26 protein-coding genes and 1 pseudogene are annotated in these 23,596 nt (G+C 67.6%); 5 read left to right on the forward strand and 22 right to left on the reverse strand.

What is annotated here, in order from left to right; genetic code table 11:
* Positions 1–27 precede the first annotated feature (27 nt).
* The 3 genes from H7X47_RS07720 to H7X47_RS07730 form a co-directional block, all read right to left on the reverse strand.
* A complete protein-coding gene (locus tag H7X47_RS07720) occupies positions 28–2,037 on the reverse strand; it encodes an acetyl-CoA carboxylase biotin carboxylase subunit (protein WP_193368083.1) in 2,010 nt (669 codons plus the stop codon).
* An 84-nt stretch (positions 2,038–2,121) separates the two neighbouring features.
* Positions 2,122–2,754 (reverse strand): glutathione S-transferase family protein, encoded by a 633-nt coding sequence (locus H7X47_RS07725; protein ID WP_193368084.1) that lies wholly within the window; start codon positions 2,752–2,754, stop codon positions 2,122–2,124.
* Between the two features lie 8 nt (positions 2,755–2,762).
* Complete coding sequence (locus tag H7X47_RS07730; protein WP_193368085.1) at positions 2,763–4,295, reverse strand: acyl-CoA carboxylase subunit beta; 1,533 nt, start codon at positions 4,293–4,295, stop codon at positions 2,763–2,765.
* Between the two features lie 225 nt (positions 4,296–4,520).
* Here H7X47_RS07730 and H7X47_RS26445 point away from each other — a divergent pair.
* A pseudogene (locus tag H7X47_RS26445) lies at positions 4,521–4,799 on the forward strand (methyl-accepting chemotaxis protein); the annotation flags it as partial.
* Positions 4,800–4,862: 63 nt separating this feature from the next.
* Positions 4,863–5,402: a globin family protein gene (locus H7X47_RS26450; protein ID WP_437126569.1), complete on the forward strand. Its 540-nt coding sequence runs from the start codon at positions 4,863–4,865 to the stop codon at positions 5,400–5,402.
* Between the two features lie 24 nt (positions 5,403–5,426).
* Here the strand turns inward: H7X47_RS26450 and H7X47_RS07745 are convergent, their stop codons facing one another.
* From H7X47_RS07745 to H7X47_RS07755, 3 genes are read right to left on the reverse strand one after another with little or no spacing between them, the layout of a single operon-like run.
* Positions 5,427–6,131: an ATP12 family chaperone protein gene (locus H7X47_RS07745; RefSeq protein WP_227010300.1), complete on the reverse strand. Its 705-nt coding sequence runs from the start codon at positions 6,129–6,131 to the stop codon at positions 5,427–5,429.
* A gap of 15 nt (positions 6,132–6,146) precedes the next feature.
* On the reverse strand, positions 6,147–8,294 hold the full coding sequence (locus H7X47_RS07750; protein WP_193368086.1) for an AsmA family protein: 2,148 nt from the start codon (positions 8,292–8,294) through the stop codon (positions 6,147–6,149).
* The gene (locus H7X47_RS07755; protein ID WP_193368087.1) at positions 8,291–8,980 is read right to left on the reverse strand and encodes an HAD-IA family hydrolase; all 690 of its coding nucleotides are present in this window, start codon (positions 8,978–8,980) and stop codon (positions 8,291–8,293) included. The genes H7X47_RS07750 and H7X47_RS07755 overlap by 4 nt, the downstream gene beginning before the upstream one ends.
* 86 nt (positions 8,981–9,066) lie before the next feature.
* On the opposite strand from H7X47_RS07755, the gene H7X47_RS07760 reads away from it, so the two are divergent.
* From H7X47_RS07760 to H7X47_RS07770, 3 genes are all read left to right on the forward strand, one after another.
* A complete protein-coding gene (locus H7X47_RS07760; protein WP_193368088.1) occupies positions 9,067–9,624 on the forward strand; it encodes a hypothetical protein in 558 nt (185 codons plus the stop codon).
* 63 nt (positions 9,625–9,687) lie between these two features.
* Entirely contained in the window at positions 9,688–10,542 is an 855-nt protein-coding gene (locus H7X47_RS07765) for a TauD/TfdA dioxygenase family protein (RefSeq protein WP_193368089.1), read from the forward strand.
* Positions 10,543–10,890: 348 nt separating this feature from the next.
* Positions 10,891–11,220: a hypothetical protein gene (locus H7X47_RS07770; RefSeq protein ID WP_193368090.1), complete on the forward strand. Its 330-nt coding sequence runs from the start codon at positions 10,891–10,893 to the stop codon at positions 11,218–11,220.
* Positions 11,221–11,230: 10 nt separating this feature from the next.
* Here H7X47_RS07770 and H7X47_RS07775 read toward each other — a convergent pair whose 3' ends face one another.
* The 16 genes from H7X47_RS07775 to rplF form a co-directional block, all read right to left on the reverse strand.
* A complete protein-coding gene (locus H7X47_RS07775) occupies positions 11,231–12,301 on the reverse strand; it encodes an RluA family pseudouridine synthase (protein ID WP_319633555.1) in 1,071 nt (356 codons plus the stop codon).
* Positions 12,302–12,311: 10 nt separating this feature from the next.
* Positions 12,312–12,698, reverse strand: a complete 387-nt coding sequence (gene crcB / locus H7X47_RS07780; RefSeq protein WP_193368091.1) for a fluoride efflux transporter CrcB — start codon at positions 12,696–12,698, stop codon at positions 12,312–12,314.
* Between the two features lie 150 nt (positions 12,699–12,848).
* On the reverse strand, positions 12,849–13,517 hold the full coding sequence (locus H7X47_RS07785) for a cysteine hydrolase family protein (protein WP_193368092.1): 669 nt from the start codon (positions 13,515–13,517) through the stop codon (positions 12,849–12,851).
* Between the two features lie 130 nt (positions 13,518–13,647).
* A complete protein-coding gene (locus tag H7X47_RS07790; RefSeq protein WP_193368093.1) occupies positions 13,648–14,991 on the reverse strand; it encodes a replication-associated recombination protein A in 1,344 nt (447 codons plus the stop codon).
* 22 nt (positions 14,992–15,013) lie between these two features.
* The gene (locus H7X47_RS07795) at positions 15,014–16,465 is read right to left on the reverse strand and encodes a Do family serine endopeptidase (protein ID WP_319633556.1); all 1,452 of its coding nucleotides are present in this window, start codon (positions 16,463–16,465) and stop codon (positions 15,014–15,016) included.
* A 138-nt stretch (positions 16,466–16,603) separates the two neighbouring features.
* Entirely contained in the window at positions 16,604–17,026 is a 423-nt protein-coding gene (gene rplQ / locus H7X47_RS07800) for a 50S ribosomal protein L17 (protein ID WP_193368094.1), read from the reverse strand.
* A gap of 137 nt (positions 17,027–17,163) precedes the next feature.
* Positions 17,164–18,180 (reverse strand): DNA-directed RNA polymerase subunit alpha, encoded by a 1,017-nt coding sequence (locus H7X47_RS07805; RefSeq protein WP_193368095.1) that lies wholly within the window; start codon positions 18,178–18,180, stop codon positions 17,164–17,166.
* Positions 18,181–18,327: 147 nt separating this feature from the next.
* Entirely contained in the window at positions 18,328–18,717 is a 390-nt protein-coding gene (gene rpsK / locus H7X47_RS07810) for a 30S ribosomal protein S11 (protein WP_193368096.1), read from the reverse strand.
* 44 nt (positions 18,718–18,761) lie between these two features.
* Positions 18,762–19,139 (reverse strand): 30S ribosomal protein S13, encoded by a 378-nt coding sequence (rpsM, locus tag H7X47_RS07815; RefSeq protein ID WP_193368097.1) that lies wholly within the window; start codon positions 19,137–19,139, stop codon positions 18,762–18,764.
* Between the two features lie 134 nt (positions 19,140–19,273).
* Positions 19,274–19,924: an adenylate kinase gene (locus H7X47_RS07820; RefSeq protein WP_193368098.1), complete on the reverse strand. Its 651-nt coding sequence runs from the start codon at positions 19,922–19,924 to the stop codon at positions 19,274–19,276.
* A complete protein-coding gene (secY, locus tag H7X47_RS07825) occupies positions 19,921–21,267 on the reverse strand; it encodes a preprotein translocase subunit SecY (protein WP_193368099.1) in 1,347 nt (448 codons plus the stop codon). The genes H7X47_RS07820 and secY overlap by 4 nt, the downstream gene beginning before the upstream one ends.
* 42 nt (positions 21,268–21,309) lie before the next feature.
* The gene (gene rplO, locus H7X47_RS07830; protein WP_193368100.1) at positions 21,310–21,804 is read right to left on the reverse strand and encodes a 50S ribosomal protein L15; all 495 of its coding nucleotides are present in this window, start codon (positions 21,802–21,804) and stop codon (positions 21,310–21,312) included.
* A 73-nt stretch (positions 21,805–21,877) separates the two neighbouring features.
* Positions 21,878–22,072, reverse strand: a complete 195-nt coding sequence (gene rpmD, locus H7X47_RS07835) for a 50S ribosomal protein L30 (RefSeq protein WP_193368101.1) — start codon at positions 22,070–22,072, stop codon at positions 21,878–21,880.
* A 6-nt stretch (positions 22,073–22,078) separates the two neighbouring features.
* Positions 22,079–22,654, reverse strand: coding sequence for a 30S ribosomal protein S5 (gene rpsE, locus H7X47_RS07840; protein WP_193368102.1), 576 nt, complete (start codon positions 22,652–22,654; stop codon positions 22,079–22,081).
* Positions 22,655–22,668: 14 nt separating this feature from the next.
* Complete coding sequence (gene rplR / locus H7X47_RS07845) at positions 22,669–23,031, reverse strand: 50S ribosomal protein L18 (protein ID WP_193368103.1); 363 nt, start codon at positions 23,029–23,031, stop codon at positions 22,669–22,671.
* 5 nt (positions 23,032–23,036) lie between these two features.
* Positions 23,037–23,570 carry a 50S ribosomal protein L6 gene (gene rplF, locus H7X47_RS07850; protein ID WP_193368104.1) on the reverse strand — a complete coding sequence of 178 codons (534 nt, stop codon included), beginning with the start codon at positions 23,568–23,570 and terminating at the stop codon, positions 23,037–23,039.
* Positions 23,571–23,596 lie beyond the last annotated feature (26 nt).

Below are 23,596 nucleotides of genomic sequence, written 5' to 3' on the forward strand. Positions count from 1 at the left end.
CATGTTGAACGGCCGCTGTTCTGGCCCTTATTCGAACTCCAGGATCGCCTGGTCGACGGCCAGGCTCTCGCCCGGCCCGGCGTGGACCTTCACGACCGTGCCGTCGCGCTCGGCGCGCAGTACGTTCTCCATCTTCATGGCCTCGACCACCGCCAGTTCCTCGCCGGCCTTGACCGCCTGGCCCTCCTCGACCTTCAGCGACATCAGCAGGCCCGGCATGGGCGACAGCAGGAAGCGCGAGAGATCGGGCGGCTCCTTCACCGGCATGCGCTGGGCCAGCTTGGCGGCCAGCGGGGTCAGTACCAGGGCCTCGATGTCCGCCCCGTTATAGCCGAGGCGCAGCGCCGGGCCGCGGCGGTCGACCTGCACCGTGACCGGGCGGCTGTCGATGAAGCAGGGCAGCACGATGTCGCCCAGCTGCGCGCTGGTCTCGATCAGCAGGCCCTTCGCCCCGCCGGTGACGCGGAAGGCGCCATCCTCCGGCGTGACCGTTCGCGGGTGCGCCTCCTGGCCCGCCAGCATGACCACCCAGTCCGCCGGCTTGGTCGGGTCGAAAACCACGCCGCCGTCCATCTGGCCGGAAATCAACGCCGCGCGGGCGGAGCGCTGCTGCTCCAGGATGGCCGCCACTGCGATGAGGATGTCCAGTGTCTCCCCGGTCACCTCGGAGCCTTGGAAGCCGTCGGGGAACTCCTCGGCGATGAAGTTGGTCGACATGTTGCCCTCGCGGAAGCGCGGGTTGGCCATGACCGCGTTCAGGAAGGCGATGTTGTGGTTGATGCCGCGGATGCAGTAGGCGTCGAGCGCCGCCTGCATGGCAGCGATGGCTTTCTCCCGGTCCGGGGCGTGGGTCACCAGCTTGGCGATCATGGGGTCGTAGAACATGGAGATCTCCGAGCCCTCCTCGACGCCGCTGTCGATGCGCACCGTGGCGGAGGCGTCCTCCGGGCTGCCCGGCGTGCGGTAGCGCACCAGGCGGCCGATCGACGGCATGAAGTCGCGCAGGGGGTCCTCGGCGTAGACGCGGGTCTCGACGGCCCAGCCGTCGAGCTTCACGTCCTTCTGCCCGAAGCTCAGCTTCTCGCCGGCGGCGATGCGGATCATCCATTCGATGAGGTCGAGGCCGGTGATCATCTCGGTCACCGGATGCTCGACCTGGATGCGCGTGTTCATCTCCAGGAAGTAGAAGTTCTTGTCCTTGTCGACGATGAACTCCACGGTGCCGGCCGAGACGTAGTCCACAGCCTCGGCCAGGGCGACGGCCTGGGCGCCCATGGCCGCGCGCGTCTCGGCGTCCAGGAAGGGCGACGGCGCCTCCTCCACCACCTTCTGGTGGCGGCGCTGGATCGAGCATTCGCGCTCGTGCAGATAGAGCGTATTGCCGTGGGTGTCGGCCAGCACCTGGATCTCGATGTGGCGCGGCTCCTCGATGAACTTCTCGATGAAGACCCGCTCGTCGCCGAAGCTGGAGCGCGCCTCGTTGCGCGCCGAGCGCAGGCCGTCCTTCACCTCGGCCTCGCTGCGGGCGATCCTCATGCCCTTGCCGCCGCCGCCGGCGGAGGCCTTGATCATCACCGGGTAGCCGATCTCGCCGGCGACTTTCACCGCCTCCGCCTCGTCGTCGATGGCGTCGGGGTGGCCGGGCACGGTGGAGACCTTGGCCTCGGCGGCCAGCTTCTTGGAGGTGATCTTGTCGCCCATGGCGCCGATGGCCTTCACCGGCGGGCCGATGAAGACCAGACCGGCGGCGTCCAGCGCCTCGACGAACCTGGCGTTCTCCGACAGGAAGCCGAAGCCGGGATGGATCGCCTCGGCGCCGGTCTCTTTGGCCGCGGCGATGATCTTGTCCATCACCAGGTAGCTCTCGGCCGCCGCGGCCGGGCCGATGGCCACCGCCTCGTCGGCCTGCTGCACGTGCAGCGCCGCGGCGTCGGCGTCGGAGTAGACCGCCACCGTCTGGATGCCCAGGCGCTTGCAGGTCTTGATGATGCGGCAGGCGATCTCGCCCCGGTTCGCGATGAGGATTTTCTTGAACATCCGTCCCTAAAGCCTTGTTTCTAAGCCTTGTTCGTTTAGGCCACCCCTACCGCTGGCCGGCAAGCACTCACCACACTATCCCCGTCACGCCTTGCGGTCATCGTGTGCCTTCAGGCGGCCGGCGAAGGGCACGTAGCCCGGCAGCCCCGGAAAGCGCTCGATCCAGGCGCGCAGCGCCGGATAGGCGGAGAGATCGAAGCCGCCCTGGTCGGCCACGTGGGTATAGGCGTAAAGCGAGATATCGGCGATCGAGGGCTGTGCGCCCAGCAGCCAGTCCTGACCCGCCAGCGTCTTCTCCATGACCCCAAGGGCGTCGTAGCCCCGCTGCTCGCGCTCGGCCCACTGCGGCTCGCTCTCGCGCGTCTTGTCGGTGTGGCGCGTCCAGTACCGCAGCACGGCGATGTAGGGCTCGTGGCTGTACTGCTCGAAGAACATCCACTGCAGCGCGCGGGCCCGGCCCAGCCGGTCGTCCGGCAGGTAGGGCGTGCCTTCGGCCAGATAGAACATGATGGCATTGGATTCCGGCAGCAGCGTCCCGTCGTCCAATTCCAGGAGGGGAATGCGCCCGTTGGGGTTCTTCGCCAGGAAGGCTTCCTTGCGCGTCTCGCCCTGGATGGCGTTCACCTCGACCAGATCGTAAGGAATGTCCAGAAGCGCCAGCGTCAACAGCACCTTGTAGCCGTTGCCTGAATCGGGATCGTCGTAGAGCTTCAGCATGGGGGCCCCTAGAGCGGCAGGTTGTCGTGCTTCTTCCAGGGGTTCTCCAGCTGCTTGTCGCGCAGCATGTTGAGCGCCTTGCAGACCCGGCGGCGGGTGCCGTGCGGCTTGATCACGTCGTCGATGAAACCGCGCGAGGCGGCGACGAAGGGGTTGGCGAACTTCTGGCGGTACTCCTCGGTGCGCGCGGCGATCTTCTCCGCGTCGCCGATGTCGCCGCGGAAGATGATCTCCACCGCCCCCTTGGGGCCCATGACCGCGATCTCCGCCGTCGGCCAGGCGTAGTTCACGTCGCCTCGCAGGTGCTTGGAGGCCATGACGTCGTAGGCCCCGCCGTAGGCCTTGCGGGTGATCACCGTGACCTTCGGCACCGTCGCCTCGGCGTAGGCGAAGAGCAGCTTGGCGCCGTGCTTGATGATGCCGTTGAACTCCTGCGAGGTCCCCGGCAGGAAGCCCGGCACGTCGACGAAGGTGACGATGGGGATGTTGAAGCAGTCACAGAAGCGCACGAAGCGCGCCGCCTTGATGGAGGAGGCGATGTCCAGGCAGCCGGCCAGGACCATGGGCTGGTTGGCGACGAAGCCGACGGTGTTGCCCTCCATGCGCCCGAAGCCGGTGATGATGTTGCCGGCGTAGGCGGGCTGGATCTCGAAGAAGTCGCCGTCGTCGACCACCTTCTCGATCAGCTCCTTCATGTCGTAGGGCTTGGTGGCGTCGGGCGGCACCAGGGTGTCGAGCGACAGGTCCTCGCGGGTCGCCGGATCGTCGGTCGGCCGCCAGGGCGGCGCCTCGCGGTTGGAGGCCGGCAGGAAGTCGACGAAGCGGCGCAGCTCCAGCAGGGCCTCGACGTCGTTCTCGAAGGCCAGGTCGGCGACGCCGGACTTGGTGGTGTGGGTGATGGCCCCGCCCAGGGCCTCGGCGGTCACCGTCTCGTGGGTCACGGTCTTCACCACGTCCGGGCCGGTCACGAACATGTAGGAGCTGTCCTTGACCATGAAGATGTAGTCGGTCATGGCCGGGGAATAGACCGCGCCGCCGGCGCAGGGACCCATGATCATGGAGATCTGGGGCACGACGCCGGAGGCCAGGACGTTGCGCTGGAACACCTCGGCGTAGCCGGCCAGCGAGGCCACGCCCTCCTGGATGCGGGCGCCGCCTGAGTCGTTGAGGCCGATGACCGGGGCGCCGACCTGGATGGCCTTGTCCATGATCTTGCAGATCTTCTCGGCATGGGCCTCGGAGAGCGAGCCGCCGAAGACGGTGAAGTCCTGGCTGAAGACGAAGACCAGGCGGCCGTTGATGGTGCCGTGGCCGGTGACCACGCCGTCGCCCGAGACCTTCTGCTGCTCCATGCCGAAGTCGATGCAGCGGTGCTCGACGAACATGTCCCACTCCTCGAAGGAGCCCTCGTCGAGCAGGATCTGCAGGCGCTCGCGGGCGGTCAGCTTGCCCTTGGCGTGCTGGGCCTCGATCCGCCGCTGGCCACCCCCGATGGCCGCCTGATCCCGCATTTCCTCAAGTCGTTGGAGGATGTCCTGCATGGCACCGCTTTCCCTGCTTTGTCGCCGCCGGGCTTCAGCCCCGCCCCTGTCGTTGGGCTTGCTGATAGCATGAGCGAACCGGCTATACCAGCGGCCGGGCGGCCTCCGGCGCCTTCAGGGCAACCTTTAGAATTAGCCAGTCGTTAACGGCGTTTCCTTACAAAGGCTCAAGAAATCTCGCAAGATCCGTCAGCGAACTCCCGGTCAAAGCAGGAACAACCGCCCATGCCCGCCGATCCCGCCCGCGCAGCCGCCCCGCAATCCGCCCCCGAAAGCCTTGAAGACGAAGGCATCGCGGCGCAGATCCAGGCCCTGCGCAGCGAGGTCGAGAACGTCGCCGCCATGGCCGGGCAGATCGAGGCCATCGCCAAGCAGACCAACCTGCTGGCCCTCAACGCCACCATCGAGGCCGCCCGGGCCGGTGAAGCCGGCCGCGGCTTCGCGGTGGTGGCCGGCGAGGTCAAGCAACTCGCCGGGCAGACCGCCAAGACCACGGGCGAGATCGGCGAGATCGCCGACAGCCTGACCCACCGCATCGAGCGCCTGGCGGAGCTGACGGAGAAGGGCCTGCCCGCCGCCGCCCCCGAAGCGCCTTCCCGGCCGTCTGCCGACCAGACGGCTGCCGGCCAGCCCGCCGAAACCGGGGGCCCGGCGGAGACCTTCCAGCCGCCGGCCTTGTCCACCAAGGAAATAGAGCTGGTGCAGGAAAGCTTCGCCCTTGTCGATCCCATCGCCGACGACGCCGCCGGCCTGTTCTACAAGCGGTTGTTCGAGATCGACCCCAGCACCCAGGCGTTGTTCAAGGGCGACATGGCCGATCAGGGCCGCAAGCTGATGAGCGTGCTGAAGACCGCCATCGCCGGCCTGGACAGGTTCGAGCAGTTGGTGCCGGTGCTGAAGATCATGGGCCAGCGCCACCTCACCTACGGGGTCGAGTTCAAGCACTACGAGAGCGTCGCCAAGGCCCTGCTGTGGACCCTGAAGGAAGGCCTCAAGGAGGCCTTCACCCCGGAGATGGAGCAGGCCTGGGCCAAGGTCTACAGCGCCCTGGCCGAGGTCATGATGCGGGGCTCGCAGGAGCCGCCGGCGACCCGGGCATTTTCCTGATTTTCAGAGTCTTACCGTAACCGGCTAGCGAATGATCTCAAGTAGCCGGGCGGCGCTTTCCAGGTCCCGGCCCAGGCCCGCGCGGCGCTCCACTGCCTCGGCGTCCTCCCCCCACCGCTCCGCCTGATAGAGCTCGTCGAGCTGTGACAGGGCCACCGCCTCGCTGGCATCGATGCGGCCCTTGGAGAGGGCAAGGCCGATGAGCAGCGAGCCCGCCGCCTTCGCCGCGGCGGCCAGCCCCGTCAGTTCCAGATCGCTGTGCTCCTCCACCGCCAGCTTCAGGGCCGCGAGACTGTCCGGCGACTGGTCCTGCGGAGTGATGCCGCAGGTCTTCTTCAACGGTGCGCGCAGCTCCTCCGCCGCCCAGTCCAGCAGCGGCTGCCAGAGCTGCTGCTGGCGGCGCAGCAGCTCGCCGGTCTCGTCGGTCCAGTAGCACAGCAGGTCATGGCTGCCGTAGTCGGCCAGCTCGGCGACAATCGCGGGACGGTGCGGCGCGACGATGTCGATGGCCGTGCAGACCAGGCTGTTGAGCGCCATCCCCCGGGGGTCCACCTCCTCGCCCTGGCTCTGCCATTCCGCGGCGACCGCCTCGGCGAGGGTCTGGGAGGGCACCACCAGCGGGGCCTTGGCCGGGGTGCGCACCTGCCGCCCGTCCAGTTCCACGGTGTAGCCGCCTTCCGCCGGCGCGGCAGCGGCCTGCTTGTAGAAGCGCTTGATCTTCTGCTGCATGGATTTCTTACCGACCTAGTTGCCGAAGAGACTCTTCAAGCCTTCCTCGATCCCCTCGCCCACATCCTTCAGGGCCTTGCCGGCGTCGTCGATGATGCCGCCCGAGGAGGAGGACGACTGGCCGCTCTCCGGGGCGGTCCCGGCCTCCCCGCCCCGGCCGATGGCCGCCAGGGCCTCGCTGCAGAGGGAGGCCGTGGCGCCGCCGCTCTGGCCGATCAGCGGCCCGGTGCCGATCAGGCCGCCGACGCTGTCGACCGCGCCGCCGACGATATTGCCGCCGCTCTCCGCCACGTCGCCGACGGTGCCCACCGCGCCGGCCACCGCGCCGATCGGGTCGGGCACGAAGCTGGGGTTGTTCAGCGGGCCGGTGACTTTGAACGGGACGGCGAGGCTGGCCAGGCTGGGCTCGCTGGTCTCGGTGTCGAAAGCCAAATTCACCCGCTCGGCATCCAGGTCGATGCCGCCCCGCCCGGCGACCGCGAAGGCGCCGCTGTCCAGCACCAGGGCGCGGCTCCTGGCCTGGCCCTGCGCCACGTCGAAGCGGGTGACGAAGCACTCCAGGCGGGTCTGGTTCGACTGCCCGAACAGCGGCCCTGTGATGTCGCTCAAACCGGCGCTGAGAACACTCAGCATGGCGTTGTCGATGGTGCCGTCTTCCGAGACCGCCTGGACGTAGCCATCCAGGCCTGCGGCGATGGCATGCGGACTGGCGCCGCGGCCCTTCAAATCGACGTCGAGTTCCAGCTTGCCGCCGACGCCCTCGTTGACCTCCGCCCGCTTCAACAGTTCGCCGAAGTCGATGTCGCGCCCGGTGAGGGCCAGCGCCAGGTCCGGCTCCGCCTTGGCCCCGTCGAGGGCGAGGCGGCCGTCCAGGGTGCCGCCGGCCAGCAGTGCCGCCAGCGGTTCCACGGTCAGGGCCCCGCCCTTGAGGACCAGCGTCAGCTTGACCTCGTTGAGTTCCAGGCCCGGCGAGAGGCGCAGCAGCTCCGCGTCCAGCTTCACCTCGGCGTCGAGGGCGCGCAGGCCCTCCAGCGGCAGGGGCGTCTCAGAGAAGATCCGGTCACCCCCGCCTGCCGAGCCGCCGCCCGCCGAGCCGCCACCCGCGCTTCCTGGGGCCGCGCCTTCGCCGCCGCTGAAATCCCCCAGGTCGAGCAGTTTGGAGAGCAGCGCCGCCTTCAGCGCGGGGCGCGCAGCGGCCAAGTCCAGTGTGGCGTTGCCGCCCAGGTCGCTGCCGCCCACCGTCAGCCGCAGTCCATCAAATTCAATGGTTTGATTGGCTGCCTTCACGTCACTGGACAACTTGAAGGGACCCAGCGCCGGCAACTCCGCGCCGACGAAGGGCGACAACCCGGCGAGGCTTTCGCCCTCGGCGGTGACGGCCACCTCGGCGGTCATGTCCCCGGTCAGATCGCCGGCCCGGCCCGTCACCGCCAGCGTCACGCCCCCGGCGGCCAGGGTCATGTCCAGCGGCCCCTCGGCGCCGGAGAGCAGCGCCGGCAGGCCCGGATAGCTGCCCTCCAGGGTGAAGGGGTTGCCGTTGTAGGCGCCCACGAGACGCAGGCTGCGCGCACCGCCGCCGGCGGGCACCGCGCCCACCGCCTCTGTCACCTCCAGGCTCAGGGTCTCGCCGGAGCCGGCCTCCGTCATGGTGAGCTGGCCGCCCTCGATGCGGAAGTCCTGCACGTCGGGCAGGGAAACGGCCCCCGCCTCGCCCGCCGGCTCGGGCGCCTGCTCATCCGGGGCCTCCGCGGCCGCTTCCTCAAACTCCCAGTTGCCGCGGCCCTCGGCATCGGTCTCCAGCAGGATATCCGGCGCCACCGCGACCAGGCGGGTCACCACCACCTCGCCGAACAGCAGGGGCAGCAGCTCGACCTCGATCTCCAGGCGCCTGAAGGTCACCATATCGGGGCGGCTGCCCCAGGGCGCGTTGGCGAAGCGCACGTCCTGCAGGTCGATGGAGGGCACCAGGGAGACCCGCAGCGCCACCGGGCCATCGATCGCCAGGTCGCGGCCCGTGGCGGCCTTGACCTCCGTCCTTGCGAAGTCGGCGACCTGCTGCACATCCAGCGAGGCGATGATGGCGTAGCCCGCAACCAGCACCGCCACGGTGAGGGCCACCAGGGCGGCAAAGATCCGCCGCAGCCTGCCGCGTCGCTTCTTCATACACGTTCTCCGCTCATCCGAACAAGCTGTTGCTCCAGCTCGGAAAAATGATCAATTACACAGTCGGCCCCGGCGCGCAGCAGCTGCTCCGGGGCGTGGTTGCCCCAGCTTACCCCGACTGCGGCGCAACCGGCGGCGCGGGCCATTTCCACGTCGAAGGTCGTGTCGCCGATCATAACGGTTTGACCGGGTTCCGCGCCAACCTCCGCCATGGCCGTCTCCAGCAGGTGCGGGTGCGGCTTGCCGGGACCGTCGTCGGCGGTCTTCAGGTTATGGAAGCGCGGCTCCAGCCGGTGACGCTCCAATACCCGGCGCAGCCCGCGACGGTTCTTGCCGGTGGCGATGCCCAGGAAGACCTCCGGGTGGTCCAGGGCGTCCAGCAGCTCCAGGGTGCCGGGGAACAGCGGTTCCTCGTGCTTCGGATCGTCGAGCAGCGTGAAGAAGGCGCGGCGGTAGCCCTCGACCAGCTGCCAGGCCCGGGCCTCGTCGGGCTCCGGCAGCAGGCTGTTGATGGCCACCTCCAGCTTCAGGCCGATGGTACCGCGAATGGCCGCGGGCTCGGGCACCGGCAGGCCGTCCCCGGCGAAGGCCAGGCCCATGCAGTGGACGACCGTGTGCTGGCTGTCGACCAGGGTGCCGTCGACGTCGAAGACGATGAAGCGGTGGGAAAAAGGCGGTGCCGTCATTGGGCGTTGTCTCTATCACGTCGGGCCCGCATGCTTAAGACGATTCGTACGTCCGGGCCAGCCGTCAGCAGGGAGCCTCCGTCACGATGCCGCCCTATCGCCGTCTCCCCCGTCTCGCCGGGCCCCTGCTGGCCGCCGCCCTCCTCGGCCCCGCCGCCTGCGACCAGGGCCCCTCCACGGTGACCCTCTTTATGCACCCCACCGGGGCCTTCGATTTTCTGGTGGCCGCGACCAAGAACGAGGGCCCGCTCTACCTGGAGATCGACGGCATGCCCTTCGGCGAGAGCGACGGCCTGGAAGACCAGGTGGCCGCGGTCATGAAGCAGGCCGTGCAGAGCCGCGTCCTGCGCCTGACCACCGACCAGACCGCCGCAGAGGACCCCCGCTTTCGCCTGGTGCTGGTCTTCAACCCGGCTGAGGGCGGCGGCGACCTCTTTGCCTTCTGCCGGGAACAGCCCGGCGGCGGTTCCCCGGAGAGCGGCGGCCGCATCAAGCTGCGCGCCGGGTTCTGCCGCGGCGACGACCTGCTGGCCGCCGTGGACGGCTGGGCCGAGGAAGTCGAGGCGCTGGACGATCCGAAGATCGAGCAGCTGATGCGTCAGGTGGCCCGGGACCTCTTCTCGCGCAAGCGCCGCGACGATTGACGGACGGCGGTCGGGCGCCACCTGCGCTATGATGGCCGGCAAAAACAACAAGCGGGAGGGAACATGCCGGACGCCCCGGGCGCCAGCGCCCCGATCGCGGTCGCGCCCGTCGCCGGCGCCATCGGCGCCGAGATCTCCGGTGTCGACCTGTCGGCGGAGCTGTCCGACGACACGGTGGGCGCGATCCGCCAAGCGCTCCTCGACCACCTGGTGGTGTTCTTCCGCGACCAGGAACTGACGCCGCAGCAATTCATGGCCTTCGCGGCGCGCTTTGGCCGGCCGGTGCCCTACCCCTTCGTGAAGGGCCTGGACGAACATCCTGAGATCACGCCGATCCTCAAGCGCGAGGAGGACCGCATCAATTTCGGCGGGCTCTGGCACAGCGACACCGCCTACCTGCGGACCCCTCCCATGGGGACGATCCTCTACGGCATCGAGATCCCGCCCTACGGCGGCGACACCGAGTTCGCCAACCAGTACCTGGCCTACGAGACCCTCTCGGCGCCGCTGCGCCGCTTCCTCGACGGGCTGACAGCGGTGCACGCCTCAGGCAAGGGGGCGGTTCAGAAGACGCGCAGCGGAATGATGGAACAGGCCTCGGCCGGCCTGAAGGGCGACGAGCTGACCGCGCGCCACCCGGCGGTGCGCACCCACCCGGAGACCGGGCGCAAGGCGCTCTATGTGAACGTCGCCCACACCACGCACTTCGAGGGGATGACCGAGGAGGAAAGCCAGCCGATCCTGGACTTCCTGTTCCGCCACCAGGTGAAGGCCGATTTCACCTGCCGCTTCCGCTGGTCCCCGGGCGCCGTGGCGTTCTGGGACAACCGCTGCGCCCAGCACAACCCGATCAACGACTACCACGGCTTCCGCCGGCTGATGCACCGGGTGACGCTGGCCGGCAAGGTGCCCGCCTGACGGCCATTCCGGCCTTCCCGCACTGCCGCACTTTTTTGCCAGCCTCCTCCACGTCCGGCCGAACTAAGGCCGGGCAAGAAGCGGAATAATTTCGGGCAACCCAAATCCACAGGAATAACCATCTGATTCTAAAGAGCACTCCAGAAAGGAGTCATATTCTCTGCACATTTGCCAAATTATTACCAAAATATTATCTAACTCCTAACAACTCCTTTACTTGTAAGTGTGTGACAATTATGGATTTTATTACGTGCTTCCTGAGGATTTAAGGAAATAAAAAGTGAGGACATAGAGACTACTCCCTAGACACGCATTGAAGCTGAATGCTCACCAAAAGGGGTAGGCACTATGTTTTCCAAGCTTTCCATGACCTGCGCTGCGGCGGCGATCGTCATTTCCGCTGCTTGCTCCATCCAAGCCGGGGCTGCCGAGGCAAAGGACTGGCTGCGCACCATGGAGCGCCACGACACCGCGGCGCAGGCTGCCAAGTACACACCCAAGGGCGACAACCCCCAGTGGGACTTCGATCTGAACACGGTGGTCAACGACATGGCCTGGCGCAACCGCACGGCTTCGATGCTGCGCAACCTGCCGCGCCCGGGCGCCTCGCTGCGCAAGGACGCACCGGACCAGGTGGCCGATCGCGAGGAGTCCCCGCGCCTGCAGTTCCGCTTCTGAGCTGACGGGACTACAGCGGCCGCTGGCCCTTGGCCGGCGAGTGGCTGAGTCCTTCGGCATAGGCAAGGAGCGCCTGGAGCGCCCCCTCGCCCTTCGCTTCCGTAAAGCCCAAGGCCTGCCAGGTCTCCGCCATGTGCGGCGGCAAGGGCGCCGTCACCCGCAGCGTGGTGCCGACTTCCGGGTCCGGCAGGGCAAGCTCGTGGGCCACCAGGTGCAGCGTCTTGGCGTTCGCCAGCGCCTCCGGGAAGGCGCCACGGCCGCCATACTTGCCATCGCCGACGATGGGTGTGCCCAGGGCCGCGCAGTGGACGCGCAGCTGGTGGGTGCGCCCGGTCAGCGGCAGCAGCACCAGCCAGCTCACCGTCTCGCCGCTGCGCCTGTCCCGGTGGCTCTCCACCACCTGGAACAGGGTGCGCGCGGATTTGCCTTCGGCCTCGTCCGGGGACACCGCCTCGCCGCGGCGTCCGCCCCCCAGGGCCTGCTTGGCGAGCGGCAGGTCGATGAGGCCGCGGCGCTCGGGCGGCTCTCCGGCGACCAGCGCCCAATAAATCTTCTGGGTGTCCTTGCCGCGGAAGGCCGCGGTCAGGCTGCGCGCGGCCGGCGCGTTGCGGGCCAGCAGCAGAACGCCCGCCGTGTCGCGATCCAGGCGATGCACCAGGCGTGGCCGTTCCACGGCGCCGAAGCGCAAGGCGTCCAGCATGCCGTCCAGGTGGCGGCGCTGGCCGCTGCCGCCCTGCACCGCCAGGCCGGCCGGCTTGTTGATCGCGATGACGTTCTCGTCCCTGTAGAGCACCGCCGCCTGCAGGGCCTCCGCCTCCGCGGCGGAGACCGTCAGGGCCTTGGAATCCGCACCAGGCACCGCCTCGGGCGCCGCCGCGGGCAGTGGCGGCACGCGCACGACCTGGCCGCTCTCCAGGCGCGCCGAGGCCTTGACCCGGCGGCCGTCGACGCGGATCTCGCCCTTGCGCAGCATCTTCTCCAGGCGGCCGTGGGTGACCTGCGGAAAGTGCTGCTTGAACCAGCGGTCCAGGCGTTGACCCTCGGCCGCCGCCTCGACCGGCACCTGCTGAACGCCGCTCACGCTGTTCTCCTCACGTCACGGCCGCGCGGACGAGGCCCAGCGCCAGGAAGAAGGCGCCGACCGAAAGCACCACCGAGGCGACGATATATCCCGCGCACTGCCAGATCGCGCCGCGCTCGTAGAGCAGGACGGTGTCCATGGAAAAAGTCGAGAAGGTGGTGAAGGCGCCCAGAAAGCCAACCGCGAGGAAGGCCCGCAACTCCGGCGAGGGCGACCAGACCAGAGCGCCCAGTTCGATGAGCAGCCCCATGGCGAAGGAGCCCAGGACATTCGCCGTCAGCACGCCCAGGGGAAACCCGTTGCCCGCCCAGTGGGTCACCTGGGCCACCACGAAATGGCGTCCCACGGCCCCCAGCGCGCCCCCGGCGGCGACAGCGGCGATGATCTGAAGCTGCATGCCCTTTGTCCTCTCCCCCGGCCACTCTTGCCGGCCCCCCATTCGCTGGCTGGGGTCCCCTGCCACAATACGGCGGCGCGGCCCCGGCAGGCCGCCTGCCGCATCTAGCTAGCAAAGCGCGGGAGCAGGTGCAAACGGCGGATGCGGCGCTCAGGCGGCCTCGACGGAGCCCGAGGACCCGTTGGACATCCAGGACAGGCAGTTGGCGGTGTCCATCAGGTAGATGCCGATCCGCCCCAGTTCCTGGACCGCCTCTTCGGTGGCGTTGCACAGGGCATCGGGCACCAGGACGATGCGGAAGTCGCGGGCGCTGGCCTCGTAGACCGAGGCGCGGCCGCCGGTGGAGAAGCTGAAGCCGCAGATCACCAGCGTGGTGATCTGCTGATCGCGCAGGCGCTGCTCCAGCCCGGTATTGTGGAAGGCGCCCCAGCGCGGCCGGTAGTGGACGAACTCGTTGGCGCCGATCTCCTGGAAGTCACCGGCGAAGAGCAGTTCCGGGTCCAGGCGCACGTCCCTGGCGGGCTTCAACTCGTCGATCAGCTCGGCGCCCAGCGTACCCGGCATGAAGTACCGCTGGCCCTCTTCCACCGCCTGGCGGCGGCAGGCATCGACGTTGGAGCCGTCGGGCTTGTAGAGGCGGACGGAATGGTAAATGGGCGCCCCGTGGCTGCGGAAGCAATCCACCAGCGCGCCGATGTTCGGCAGCGCCGTGTGGCTTCCGCAGGCCCGCACGGGCGAGCCGGAGGCGACGAAGTCGCGCTGCGCGGAGATGCAGAGGAGAGCTGCTTTACCCTTTTCGGGCACGCAGTAGTTCGCCATTTAGACCCTCGTATACCTGCCAGCCGGCGCTCTTTGGCGACCGGCGATTATTGTATGGGTGACAAATTACGAGCTTTGCGGCCAGGCACAACCGGCAAGGATGAATGGCAGATTCGCACTGCACGCAAAGCTAACCGCCCGCCGGGTCCTTGCCGGCCCGGGCCGCCTGGGATCGCAGCTTTTCCCAGTACTCCAATCGTTTGCGTACATCCCTTTCAAAGCCGCGCTCGACCGGGCGGTAGAAGGATTGGCGCGGCAGTCCCTCGGGAAAATAGTCCTGACCGGAGAAGCCCTCGGGCGTGTCGTGGTCGTAGGCGTAGCCCTTGCCGTAGCCCAGCTCGCTCATCAGCTTGGTCGGCGCGTTGAGGATATGGGCCGGCGGCGCCAGGGAGCCGCTGTCGCGGGCGGCGCGCTGGGCCGCCCCGAAGGCCTTGTAGGCGGCATTCGACTTGGGGGCCGTCGCCAGATAGACCACCGCCTGGGCCAGGGCCAGCTCGCCCTCCGGGCTGCCGATGCGCTCGAAGGCCTGCCAGGCCGCCACCGACTGGGTGAGTGCGACCGGGTCGGCCAGACCAATGTCCTCCACCGCGAAGCGCACCAGGCGCCGGGCGATGTAGTGCGGATCCTCGCCCCCGGCCAGCATGCGCGCGAACCAGTAGAGCGCCGCATCGCAATCGGAGCCGCGCAGTGACTTGTGCAGGGCGCTGATCAGGTTGTAGTGGCTCTCCTGCCCCTTGTCGTAGACCGGCGCGCGCTTCTGCACCACCTGGGCCAGGGCGGCGGTGTCCAGCTTGTCGCCGGCTTTCCAGGTCCCTTCCCCCCCGGGCCCGCTGCCCAGCGCGAAGACCTCCTCGGCCAGGTTCAGCAGGTAGCGCCCGTCGCCGTCGGCCATGGCCATGAGCGCCTGGCGTGCCTCGGGGGTCAACGGCAAGTCGCGGCCCTCCGCCGCCTCCGCCCGGGCCAGCAGTTCGCGCAGGGCCGTCTCGTCCAGGCGCTTCAGCACCATGACCTGGGCGCGCGACAGCAGAGCGGGATTGAGCTCGAAGGAAGGGTTCTCCGTGGTCGCGCCGACCAGCACCACCGTGCCGTCTTCCACGAAGGGCAGGAAGCCGTCCTGCTGGGCGCGGTTAAAGCGGTGGATCTCGTCGACGAACAGCAGGGTGCCGCGCCCGGCCAGGCGGCGCTGCTTGGCTCGCTCGAAGACCTTGCGCAGGTCGGCGACGCCGGAGAAGACCGCCGACAGCGGCTCGAACTCCAGGTCGGTCTCCGCCGCCAGCAGGCGGGCGATGGTGGTCTTGCCGCAGCCCGGCGGCCCCCAGAGGATCAGCGAGGCCAGCCGCCCGGAGCGCACCATGCGCCCGATGGGCCCTTCCGGCGCCAGCAGATGGCCCTGGCCGACGACCTCGTCCAGCGCCTGGGGGCGCAGGCGGTCGGCCAGCGGCCGCGGTGCCTGGCTTTCGAAGAGTCCGGTCATGGCCGCCGCCGCATCCAGGGCCTCAGGAGTTGAACTCGACCCGGCGGACCTTGCCGTCGCGTTTGAAGGTGATCTGCCACTTGCCGCTGATGCGGTCGAGGGCGTTCGCGAGATTGCCGGAGTTCTGATAGCTCTCGCCGTTCAGGGAGAGAATGATATCGCGGGCGCGGAAGCCGACCCGGTCGGCGGGCGTGCCGCGCTGCACCTTGGTGATCACCACCCCGGCCCAGTTGTCCGGCATGTCGAGTTCCTCGGCCAGGGCCGGCGACAGGCTGGCCACGTAGGCCCCGCCAAGGGGGTGATGGCCCAGCAGGCGCACCTCGTTGCGCGGCGGGCTTTCCGGGGGCGGCTCGAGCGGCAGTTCGGCGTTGAGCGTCTGGCCCTGGCGTACCATCTCGACCTCCAGGCTGTCGCCCAGCGCGCCGGTGGCCACGCGGTAGCGCAGCGACTGCAGGTCGTTCACCGGCTGGTCGTTGACGGCGACGATGACGTCGCCCGGGTCGATGCCGGCGCGGTCGGCCGGGCCACCGTCGTAGACGTCGCTGATGACAACGCCGCCCGGCCGCTCCAGGCGCAGCCCCTCGGCCAGGTCCGAGGTCAGGTCCTGGCCGATCAACCCGGTCCAGGCGCGCACCAGGGCGCGGCCGTCGCGGGCGCTGTCGACGACGGTGCGCACCATGTTGGCGGGAATAGCGAAACCGATGCCGACGGAGCCGCCGCTGCGCGAATAGATCGCCGTGTTGATGCCGATCAGGCGGCCGTCCAGAGTCACCAGGGCGCCGCCCGAGTTGCCGGGGTTGATGGCCGCGTCGGTCTGGATGAAAAAGCTGAAATCGGTGATGCCGACCTGGGTGCGCGCCAGGGCCGAGACGATGCCGCTGGTCACCGTCTGGCCGACGCCGAAGGGATTGCCCAGCGCCAGCACCAGGTCGCCGACTTCCACGTCGTCGGAATCGCGCATCTCGATGGTCGGCAGCTTCTCGCCGCCCGGATCGACCCGCAGCACCGCCAGATCGGTCCGCTCGTCGGTCAGCACCAGTTCGGCCTCGAACTCGCGGCGGTCGGTCAGCACCACCTTGATCTCGGTGGCGCCCTTGATGACGTGCTCGTTGGTGACGATGAAGCCCTCTTCGGCAACGATGACGCCGGAGCCCAGCGACGACTGCTCGCGCTTGCGGCGCTTCTGGTCGTCGAGGCCGTCGCCGAAGAAGCGCCGGAAAAAGGGATCGTCCAGCAGGGAGGAAACCGCGCTGCGCTGCTCGACCTGGCGCTTGGCGAAGATGTTCACCACCGCCGGGGCCGCCTTCTTCACCACCGGCGCGAAGGACAGCATGACCTCTTCGCGGCTCTGCGGCACTTCACGCTGCTGTGCGGCGGCGGGCACGACGGTCAGCACGACAGCGACACAGAGCGCCGCCGGAACCGCCCTTGCGGTCCGGCGCAGCTTGACCAGCTTTGCGCGCAGTTCGGTCACCGGTTCTCTTCCCACTTCATACGCCCGTCGGGGCCTGCCCCATATTTGGGTGCGCGGACGGGAGCGTCAAACAAGAAAGGCAGCCCAAAGGGCTGCCTTTCGAAATCGTCCTGCCGTGCCGGCCGGAGAGGAGCAAACTCAGTCCTCGTCCGCTTCCTCGACGGCTTCCTGGCTCGGACCGGAGTCCTGGCCCTTGGCGTCGGGATCGCGGTCGACGAGCTCGATGACCGCCATGGGCGCCATGTCGCCGTAGCGGTAGCCGGCCTTCAGCACGCGGCTGTAGCCGCCGTTACGCTCCTTGTAGCGCTCTGCCAGGTTGTCGAAGAGCTTTGCGGTGATCTCGGTGTCGCGCAGCACGGAGAGCGCCTGACGGCGGGCGTGCAGGTCGCCGCGCTTGCCCAGGGTGATGAGACGATCGACGACGCGCCGCAGATCCTTGGCCTTCGGCAGGGTGGTCTTGATCTGCTCGTGCTTGATCAAGGAAGCCGCCATGTTGGCGAACATCGCTTTGCGGTGGCTGGCCGTCCGGTTGAAACGGCGGCCGTGGAGACCGTGACGCATCTTTCTATCCCTTCATCCCTGGCCTCGCGCACGAGACCGATCCTGTTGCCGTCCGCCAGAGCCGCCCTTCGGGCCGATGATCTGTACAAACGGGGGGAGCCGATTGCTCCAGTACTTTGAATACCCCGACGGGGCCCTTAGTAGGGCTCCTCCAGGCGCTTGGCCAGTTCCTCGATGTTCTCGGGCGGCCAATTCGGAATTTCCATACCCAGGTGCAGCCCCATGGTGGCCAGCACCTCCTTGATCTCGTTCAAGGACTTGCGGCCGAAGTTCGGGGTGCGAAGCATCTCGCCCTCGGTCTTCTGCACCAGATCGCCGATGTAGACGATGTTGTCGTTCTTCAGGCAGTTGGCCGAACGCACGGAGAGCTCCAGTTCGTCCACCTTGCGCAGCAGATTGCGGTTGAACGGCGGCTCGGAAGCGGCCTCTTCCTCGTGGCGCGCCTGCGGCTCCTCGAAGTTGATGAAGAGCTGCAGCTGGTCCTGCAGGATGCGCGCCGCCAGGGCGACCGCGTCCTCCGGCGTCACCGCGCCGTTGGTCTCCAGTTCCATGGTGAGCTTGTCGTAGTCGGTGACCTGACCGACACGGGTGTTCTCCACCTTGTAGGAGACCTTGCGCACCGGCGAGAAGATCGAGTCGACCGGCACCAGGCCGATCGGCGCATCCTCGGGACGGTTCTGGCTGGCGGCCACGTAACCCTTACCGGTGTCGACGGTCAGCTCCATGTCGATGCTGGCGCCGTCGTCCAGGGTGCAGAGCACCAGGTTCGGGTTCATGATCTCGATGTCATGGCCGGTGTCGATCTGTCCGGCCGTGATTTCGCCCGGGCCCTCGGCGCGCAGACGCATCCGCTTGGGTCCCTCGCCGCCCATGCGCAGGGCGATGGCCTTCACGTTCAGCACCACGTCGGTCACGTCCTCGCGGACGCCCGGAATGGAGGAGAACTCGTGCAGGACGCCATCAACCTGGATGGAGGTCACCGCCGCACCCTGCAGCGACGACAGCAGCACGCGACGCAGGGCATTGCCCAGCGTCAGGCCGAATCCGCGTTCCAGCGGCTCGGCGACGACCTTGGCGACGCGATGGGCGTCCGGTCCGGGCTGGATGTCCAGCTTCGTCGGCTTGATCAGTTCGGTCCAGTTCTTTTGCAGCACGCTCGTGCCCTCACGACTTCTAGGCTGTTCCGATTCCACATCCGGCGGCGCGGGGTGTCCCTGCGACGCCAAAAGGCCAGGTGGCGGGCAGCCTCCGCCATGGCCTCTCAACTGCCCGGGAACCAACGCCCCGGGAAGAACCACGTGTTAGACGCGGCGGCGCTTCGGCGGACGGCAGCCGTTGTGCGGGATCGGGGTCACGTCACGGATCGCCGTGATGGTGAAACCGACCGCCTGCAGAGCCCGCAGCGCAGATTCACGGCCCGAACCCGGGCCCTTCACGTTGACTTCAAGCGTACGCATGCCGTGCTCCTGCGCCTTCTTGCCGGCGTCCTCGGCGGCAATCTGAGCTGCATAGGGAGTCGACTTACGCGAACCCTTGAAACCCTGACCACCGGCCGAAGACCAGGAGATGGTGTTCCCCTGCACGTCGGTGATGGTGATCATGGTGTTGTTGAAAGTAGCGTTCACATGCGCGATGCCGGAGCTGATGTTCTTCTTCTCGCGGCGGCGCAGACGCGCTTGAGGTTTGGCCATGGCCTGTTGCCCGTTTCCTGGTGCTTAAATCGTTTCTGGCGTCTTTACCTGGCGGCTTTCTTCTTGCCGGCAATCGGTCGCGCCGGGCCCTTGCGGGTCCGTGCGTTGGTGCTGGTGCGCTGACCGCGCACCGGCAGGCCCTTGCGGTGACGCAGGCCGCGGTAGCAGCCAAGGTCCATCAGGCGCTTGATGTTCATTGCGACTTCGCGGCGCAGGTCGCCCTCAACCACGTAGTCACGGTCGATGGCCTCGCGGATGCGCGCGACCTCGTCGTCGGTCAGCTCGTTGACCCGACGCTCCCGGGGGATACCGACCTGCTGGCAGATACTGGTCGCCTTGGTCCGGCCGATCCCGTGGATGTAGGTCAGAGCAATCTCGACCCGTTTCTGCGTCGGAATGTTGACGCCAGCAATACGTGCCACTTCGCGAACTCCTTAAACGCCGCGGACCCGGGCCTGCGAGAGCCCGAAAGTCATGTCTAGACAAGCAGAAGCGTCCGGTCGCGGGAAGCGCCGGAAACGCTGGATTATATTAACAGAAAGCGGCGAGTCAACCGTCATGCCGCCCCCAGTGCATTTTCGATCTGGGCGGTCACCTGGTCGATCCCGGCCATGCCGTCGACCGCCTTGAGGACGCCCTTGTCGCCGTAGTAGGGCAGGATCGGCGCGGTCTGGGCGTGATAGGCCTCCAGACGGGTGCGCACGGTCTCCTCGTTGTCGTCGGCGCGGCGCTTGAACTCGGTGCCGCCGCAGTTGTCGCAGACCCCGGCCACCTTGGGCTTCTGGAAGGTATCGTGGTAGCCGGCGCCACACTTCGCGCAGGTGTAGCGCCCGGTGATGCGCTCGACCAGGATCTCGTCGTTAACCTTCATCTCGATGACCGAGTTCAGCTTCAGGCCCTTTTCGGCCAGCATCTCGTCCAGCGCCTCGGCCTGGGCCGTGGTCCGCGGAAAGCCGTCCAGGATGAAGCCCTGGGCGCAGTCGGGCTGGTCGATCCGGTCGGAGATCATGGCGATCATCAGGTCGTCCGGCACCAGGTGCCCGGCATCCATCAGCGCTTTGGCCTTCTGGCCCAGCTCGCTGCCCGAGGCCACGGCCTCGCGCAGCATGTCGCCCGTCGAGAGCTGCACCAGGTTATGGCTCTTTTCCAGGCGCTTGGCCTGGGTTCCCTTCCCCGCCCCCGGCGGGCCTAACAGAATCACGTTCATCCACGGCGCCCCTTAAGCTTGGACTTCTTGATGAGCCCTTCGTATTGGTGTGCGAGCAGATGTGCGTGGATCTGCCCGACGGTATCCATCGTCACGGTGACCACGATCAGCAGCGAGGTGCCGCCGAAGTAGAACGGGAGTTCCGGGTACTGGGCGCGCAGGGCCTCCGGCAGCAGCGCCACCGCCGCCAGATAGAGTGCGCCCACGGCGCCCAGGCGGGTCAGGATACGGCGCAGGAACTCGGCCGTGTTCTTGCCGGGGCGGATGCCGGGGACAAAGCCGCCGTGCTTCTTCAGGTTATCGGCCGTGTCGTCGGGATTGAAAACGATGCCGGTGTAGAAGAAGGCGAAAAAGATGATGAGGGCGGCATAGAGCGCCATAAACAGCGGCGTGCCGTGGGCCAGATAGATGCTCACCCAGCTCAGCCAATCCGGCCCGCCGGCGCCGGAGAAGCCGGAGACGGTCGCCGGCAGCAGCAGCAGCGAAGAGGCGAAGATCACCGGGATGACGCCCGAGGGGTTAAGCTTCATCGGCAGGTGCGAGGCCTCGCCGCCGAACATCTTGTTGCCGACCTGGCGCTTCGGGTACTGCACCACGATGCGGCGCTGGGCCCGCTCGATGAAGACGATGAAGGCCACCACGCCGGCGGCGCCGAGCAGCAGCAGGGCGATGAGAATCGGCGAGATCTGCCCAACCCGGCCCAATTCCAGCACCTCGACCAGGGCCAGCGGCAGGTTGGCGACGATGCCGGCGAAAATGATCAGCGAAATGCCGTTGCCGACCCCGCGCTGGGTGATCTGCTCGCCCAGCCACATCAGGAAGACTGTCCCACCGGTCAGGGTGATGACCGTGGTGATGCGGAAGAACAGGCCGGGGTCGATCACCGCCGAGCCCGCCGTGCCCTGGGTGCTCTCCAGCCCCACGGCGATCCCGTAGGACTGGAACATGGCCAGCAGCACGGTGCCGTAGCGGGTGTACTGATTGATCTTCTTGCGGCCCGCCTCGCCCTCTTTCTTCAGCGCTTCCAGGTTCGGCGAGACCGCCGTCAGGAGCTGCATGATGATCGAGGCCGAGATGTACGGCATGATGTTGAGGGCGAAGATCGTCATGCGGCTGAGGGCGCCGCCGGCGAACATGTCGAAAACGCCGATGATGCCGCCCGCCTGCTGCGAGAAGACGTCCTGCAGGATCTGCGGATCCACGCCGGGAATGGGGATCCAGGTGCCGAGCCGATAGATGATCAGGGCGCCGAGCGTGAACCAGAGTCGCTTCTTCAGTTCCGGCGCCTTGCCGAAGGCGCTGAAATTGATGTTGGCGGCGAGTTGCTCGGCGGCAGAAGCCATAGGGATCTATCTCACAGCTGCGGGTTGGCGGATCGCGCCCGTTTATTCGGAAGCGGGCGCGCTTTCACCGGCCGGAGCTTTGACAACCACGGTCACCGAACCACCGGCCTTCTCAACCGCCTCGACCGCGGCCTTGGACGCGCCCGCAACGGTTATATTGATCTTGGCCTTCAACTCGCCCTTTGCAAGGAGGCGAATGCCGTCCGGCGCCGACTTGATGAGGCCGGCTTCCTTCAGCGCCGCCGCATCGACCGGCTTGCCCGCGTCCAGACGGCCGGCGTCGATCGCGCCCTGCAGGCGGCCGGTGTTCACCACCTTGTAGTCCTTGGCGAAGATGTTGTTGAAGCCACGCTTCGGCAGGCGGCGGTGCAGCGGCATCTGGCCGCCCTCGAAGCCCTTGATGGCCACGCCGGAGCGCGCCTTCTGGCCCTTGTGTCCCTGGCCGGAAGTCTTGCCTTTGCCCGAGCCAATGCCGCGGCCGATGCGCTTGCGGCCTTTGGTGGCTCCCTGATTGTCGCTCAACTCATTGAGTTTCATTGCACTTTATCCTTCACCGGAGCGTCGCCCTGGACGCCTTTTCCCGGTCTTTCCCGTGGATGTCCCGGCGGCCTCAGGCCTCGCCCTCGACGCGCACCAGGTGCTTCACCTTGTTGATCATGCCGCGCACCGCGGGCGTGTCTTCCAGCTCGCGCGAGCGGTTCATCTTGTTGAGGCCGAGCCCGACCAGGGTCGCCCGCTGGTCCTTGGTGCGGCCGATCGGGCTGCCGATCTGGGTGACCTTAAGGGTCTTCTTCGCTGCAGACATGGATCGTTACTCCCGCGCCTCGGCGGCCGCGGTGTCGCGCTTGCCGAGGATGTCGGAGACCTTCTTGCCGCGGCGCTGGGCCACCATGCGGGGGCTGGCGCTGCGCCCCAGGGCTTCGAAGGTCGCCCGGATCATGTTGTGGGGGTTGGAGGAGCCGACCGACTTGGCGACCACGTCCTGAACGCCGAGCGCCTCGAAGACGGCGCGCATCGGGCCGCCGGCGATGATGCCGGTACCGGCCTCGGCGGCGCGCAGCAGCACACGGCCGGCGCCGAAGCGGCCCCTGATGTCGTGGTGCAGGGTGCGGCCCTCGCGCAGCGGCACACGGACCATCTGCTTCTTGGCCTGCTCGGTCGCCTTGCGAATCGCCTCAGGCACCTCGCGCGCCTTGCCGTGGCCGTGGCCGACGCGGCCGCGGCCGTCGCCGACGATCACCAGAGCGGCGAAGCCGAAGCGGCGGCCGCCCTTGACCACCTTGGCCACGCGGTTGATGCCGACCAGCTTCTCAATCAGTTCCGGCTCGTCGTTGTCACGCTGCCGGCGATCATCGCGGGACCGCCCTTCGCGGGGAGCTCGTGCCATGGATCTATCTTCCCTTAAAACGTCAAACCGCCTTCACGAGCCGCGTCGGCCAAGGCCTTCACGCGCCCATGAAAGAGGTAACCACCGCGGTCAAAGAGGACTTCCTTGATGCCGGCCGCCACGGCCCGCTCGGCCAGCAGCTTGCCGACCTCGGCCGCCGCCGCCTTGTCCGAGCCGTTCTTCAGCTTCGCCTTCAGCGTGCTGTCGACGCTGGACGCCGCGGCAATGGTGCGGCCCTGGTTGTCGTCGATGACCTGGGCATAGATGTGCTTGCCGGAGCGGAAAACCGACAGACGCGGCCGCCCGCTGCCCTTGCGCGCGAGCGTGCTGCGCACGCGCATCTTGCGCCGATCGTGGAGTTGCTTTGAAGTCTTCATGGCTCTTACTTCTTCTTGCCTTCCTTGCGCAGGATGACCTCGTCCGCGTACTTCACGCCCTTGCCCTTGTAGGGCTCGGGCGGGCGGTAGCTGCGGATCTCAGCGGCAACCTGGCCGACCTTCTGCTTGTCCGCGCCGGAAATAGAAATCGACGTCGGCTTCTCGCACTTGATGGTGATGCCCTCGGGGATCGGATAGGAGACATCGTGGCTGAAGCCGAGCTGCAGGTTCAGCGCCTGGCCCTGAACCGCGGCACGATAGCCGACACCGTTAATCTCCAGCTCCTTGGTGAATCCCTCGGAGACGCCCTGCACCATGTTCTGGATGCGCGAACGGGCCGTGCCCCACATGGCGCGGGCCTTCTTGGTCTCGTTGACCGGCTTCACCCAGACCTTGTTGTCTTCCTGGGTGATCTGCACGTCGTCGGTCGCCTGGAAATCCAGGGTACCCAACTTGCCCTTCGCCGAGACGAGGCCTCCCTTGATGGCGACCTCGACCCCCGCGGGTACCTCGACGGGGTTCTTTCCTACACGCGACATCAGTCAGTTCCTCAACACATCAGCGT

It is taken from the genome of Pelagibius marinus, from assembly GCF_014925385.1.
GTDB lineage: Bacteria > Pseudomonadota > Alphaproteobacteria > Kiloniellales > Kiloniellaceae > Pelagibius > Pelagibius marinus.

Bases quoted from the DNA above. Each gene is read 5' to 3' on its own strand.
- H7X47_RS07720 (WP_193368083.1), bottom strand. From the start codon at position 2,037: ATGTTCAAGAAAATCCTCATCGCGAACCGGGGCGAGATCGCCTGCCGC.
- H7X47_RS07725 (WP_193368084.1), bottom strand. From the start codon at position 2,754: ATGCTGAAGCTCTACGACGATCCCGATTCAGGCAACGGCTACAAGGTG.
- H7X47_RS07730 (WP_193368085.1), bottom strand. From the start codon at position 4,295: ATGCAGGACATCCTCCAACGACTTGAGGAAATGCGGGATCAGGCGGCC.
- H7X47_RS07745 (WP_227010300.1), bottom strand. From the start codon at position 6,131: ATGCAGCAGAAGATCAAGCGCTTCTACAAGCAGGCCGCTGCCGCGCCG.
- H7X47_RS07750 (WP_193368086.1), bottom strand. From the start codon at position 8,294: ATGAAGAAGCGACGCGGCAGGCTGCGGCGGATCTTTGCCGCCCTGGTG.
- H7X47_RS07755 (WP_193368087.1), bottom strand. From the start codon at position 8,980: ATGACGGCACCGCCTTTTTCCCACCGCTTCATCGTCTTCGACGTCGAC.
- H7X47_RS07760 (WP_193368088.1), top strand. From the start codon at position 9,067: ATGCCGCCCTATCGCCGTCTCCCCCGTCTCGCCGGGCCCCTGCTGGCC.
- H7X47_RS07765 (WP_193368089.1), top strand. From the start codon at position 9,688: ATGCCGGACGCCCCGGGCGCCAGCGCCCCGATCGCGGTCGCGCCCGTC.
- H7X47_RS07770 (WP_193368090.1), top strand. From the start codon at position 10,891: ATGTTTTCCAAGCTTTCCATGACCTGCGCTGCGGCGGCGATCGTCATT.
- crcB (WP_193368091.1), bottom strand. From the start codon at position 12,698: ATGCAGCTTCAGATCATCGCCGCTGTCGCCGCCGGGGGCGCGCTGGGG.
- H7X47_RS07785 (WP_193368092.1), bottom strand. From the start codon at position 13,517: ATGGCGAACTACTGCGTGCCCGAAAAGGGTAAAGCAGCTCTCCTCTGC.
- H7X47_RS07790 (WP_193368093.1), bottom strand. From the start codon at position 14,991: ATGACCGGACTCTTCGAAAGCCAGGCACCGCGGCCGCTGGCCGACCGC.
- rplQ (WP_193368094.1), bottom strand. From the start codon at position 17,026: ATGCGTCACGGTCTCCACGGCCGCCGTTTCAACCGGACGGCCAGCCAC.
- rpsK (WP_193368096.1), bottom strand. From the start codon at position 18,717: ATGGCCAAACCTCAAGCGCGTCTGCGCCGCCGCGAGAAGAAGAACATC.
- H7X47_RS07820 (WP_193368098.1), bottom strand. From the start codon at position 19,924: ATGAACGTGATTCTGTTAGGCCCGCCGGGGGCGGGGAAGGGAACCCAG.
- secY (WP_193368099.1), bottom strand. From the start codon at position 21,267: ATGGCTTCTGCCGCCGAGCAACTCGCCGCCAACATCAATTTCAGCGCC.
- rplO (WP_193368100.1), bottom strand. From the start codon at position 21,804: ATGAAACTCAATGAGTTGAGCGACAATCAGGGAGCCACCAAAGGCCGC.
- rpmD (WP_193368101.1), bottom strand. From the start codon at position 22,072: ATGTCTGCAGCGAAGAAGACCCTTAAGGTCACCCAGATCGGCAGCCCG.
- rpsE (WP_193368102.1), bottom strand. From the start codon at position 22,654: ATGGCACGAGCTCCCCGCGAAGGGCGGTCCCGCGATGATCGCCGGCAG.
- rplR (WP_193368103.1), bottom strand. From the start codon at position 23,031: ATGAAGACTTCAAAGCAACTCCACGATCGGCGCAAGATGCGCGTGCGC.
- rplF (WP_193368104.1), bottom strand. From the start codon at position 23,570: ATGTCGCGTGTAGGAAAGAACCCCGTCGAGGTACCCGCGGGGGTCGAG.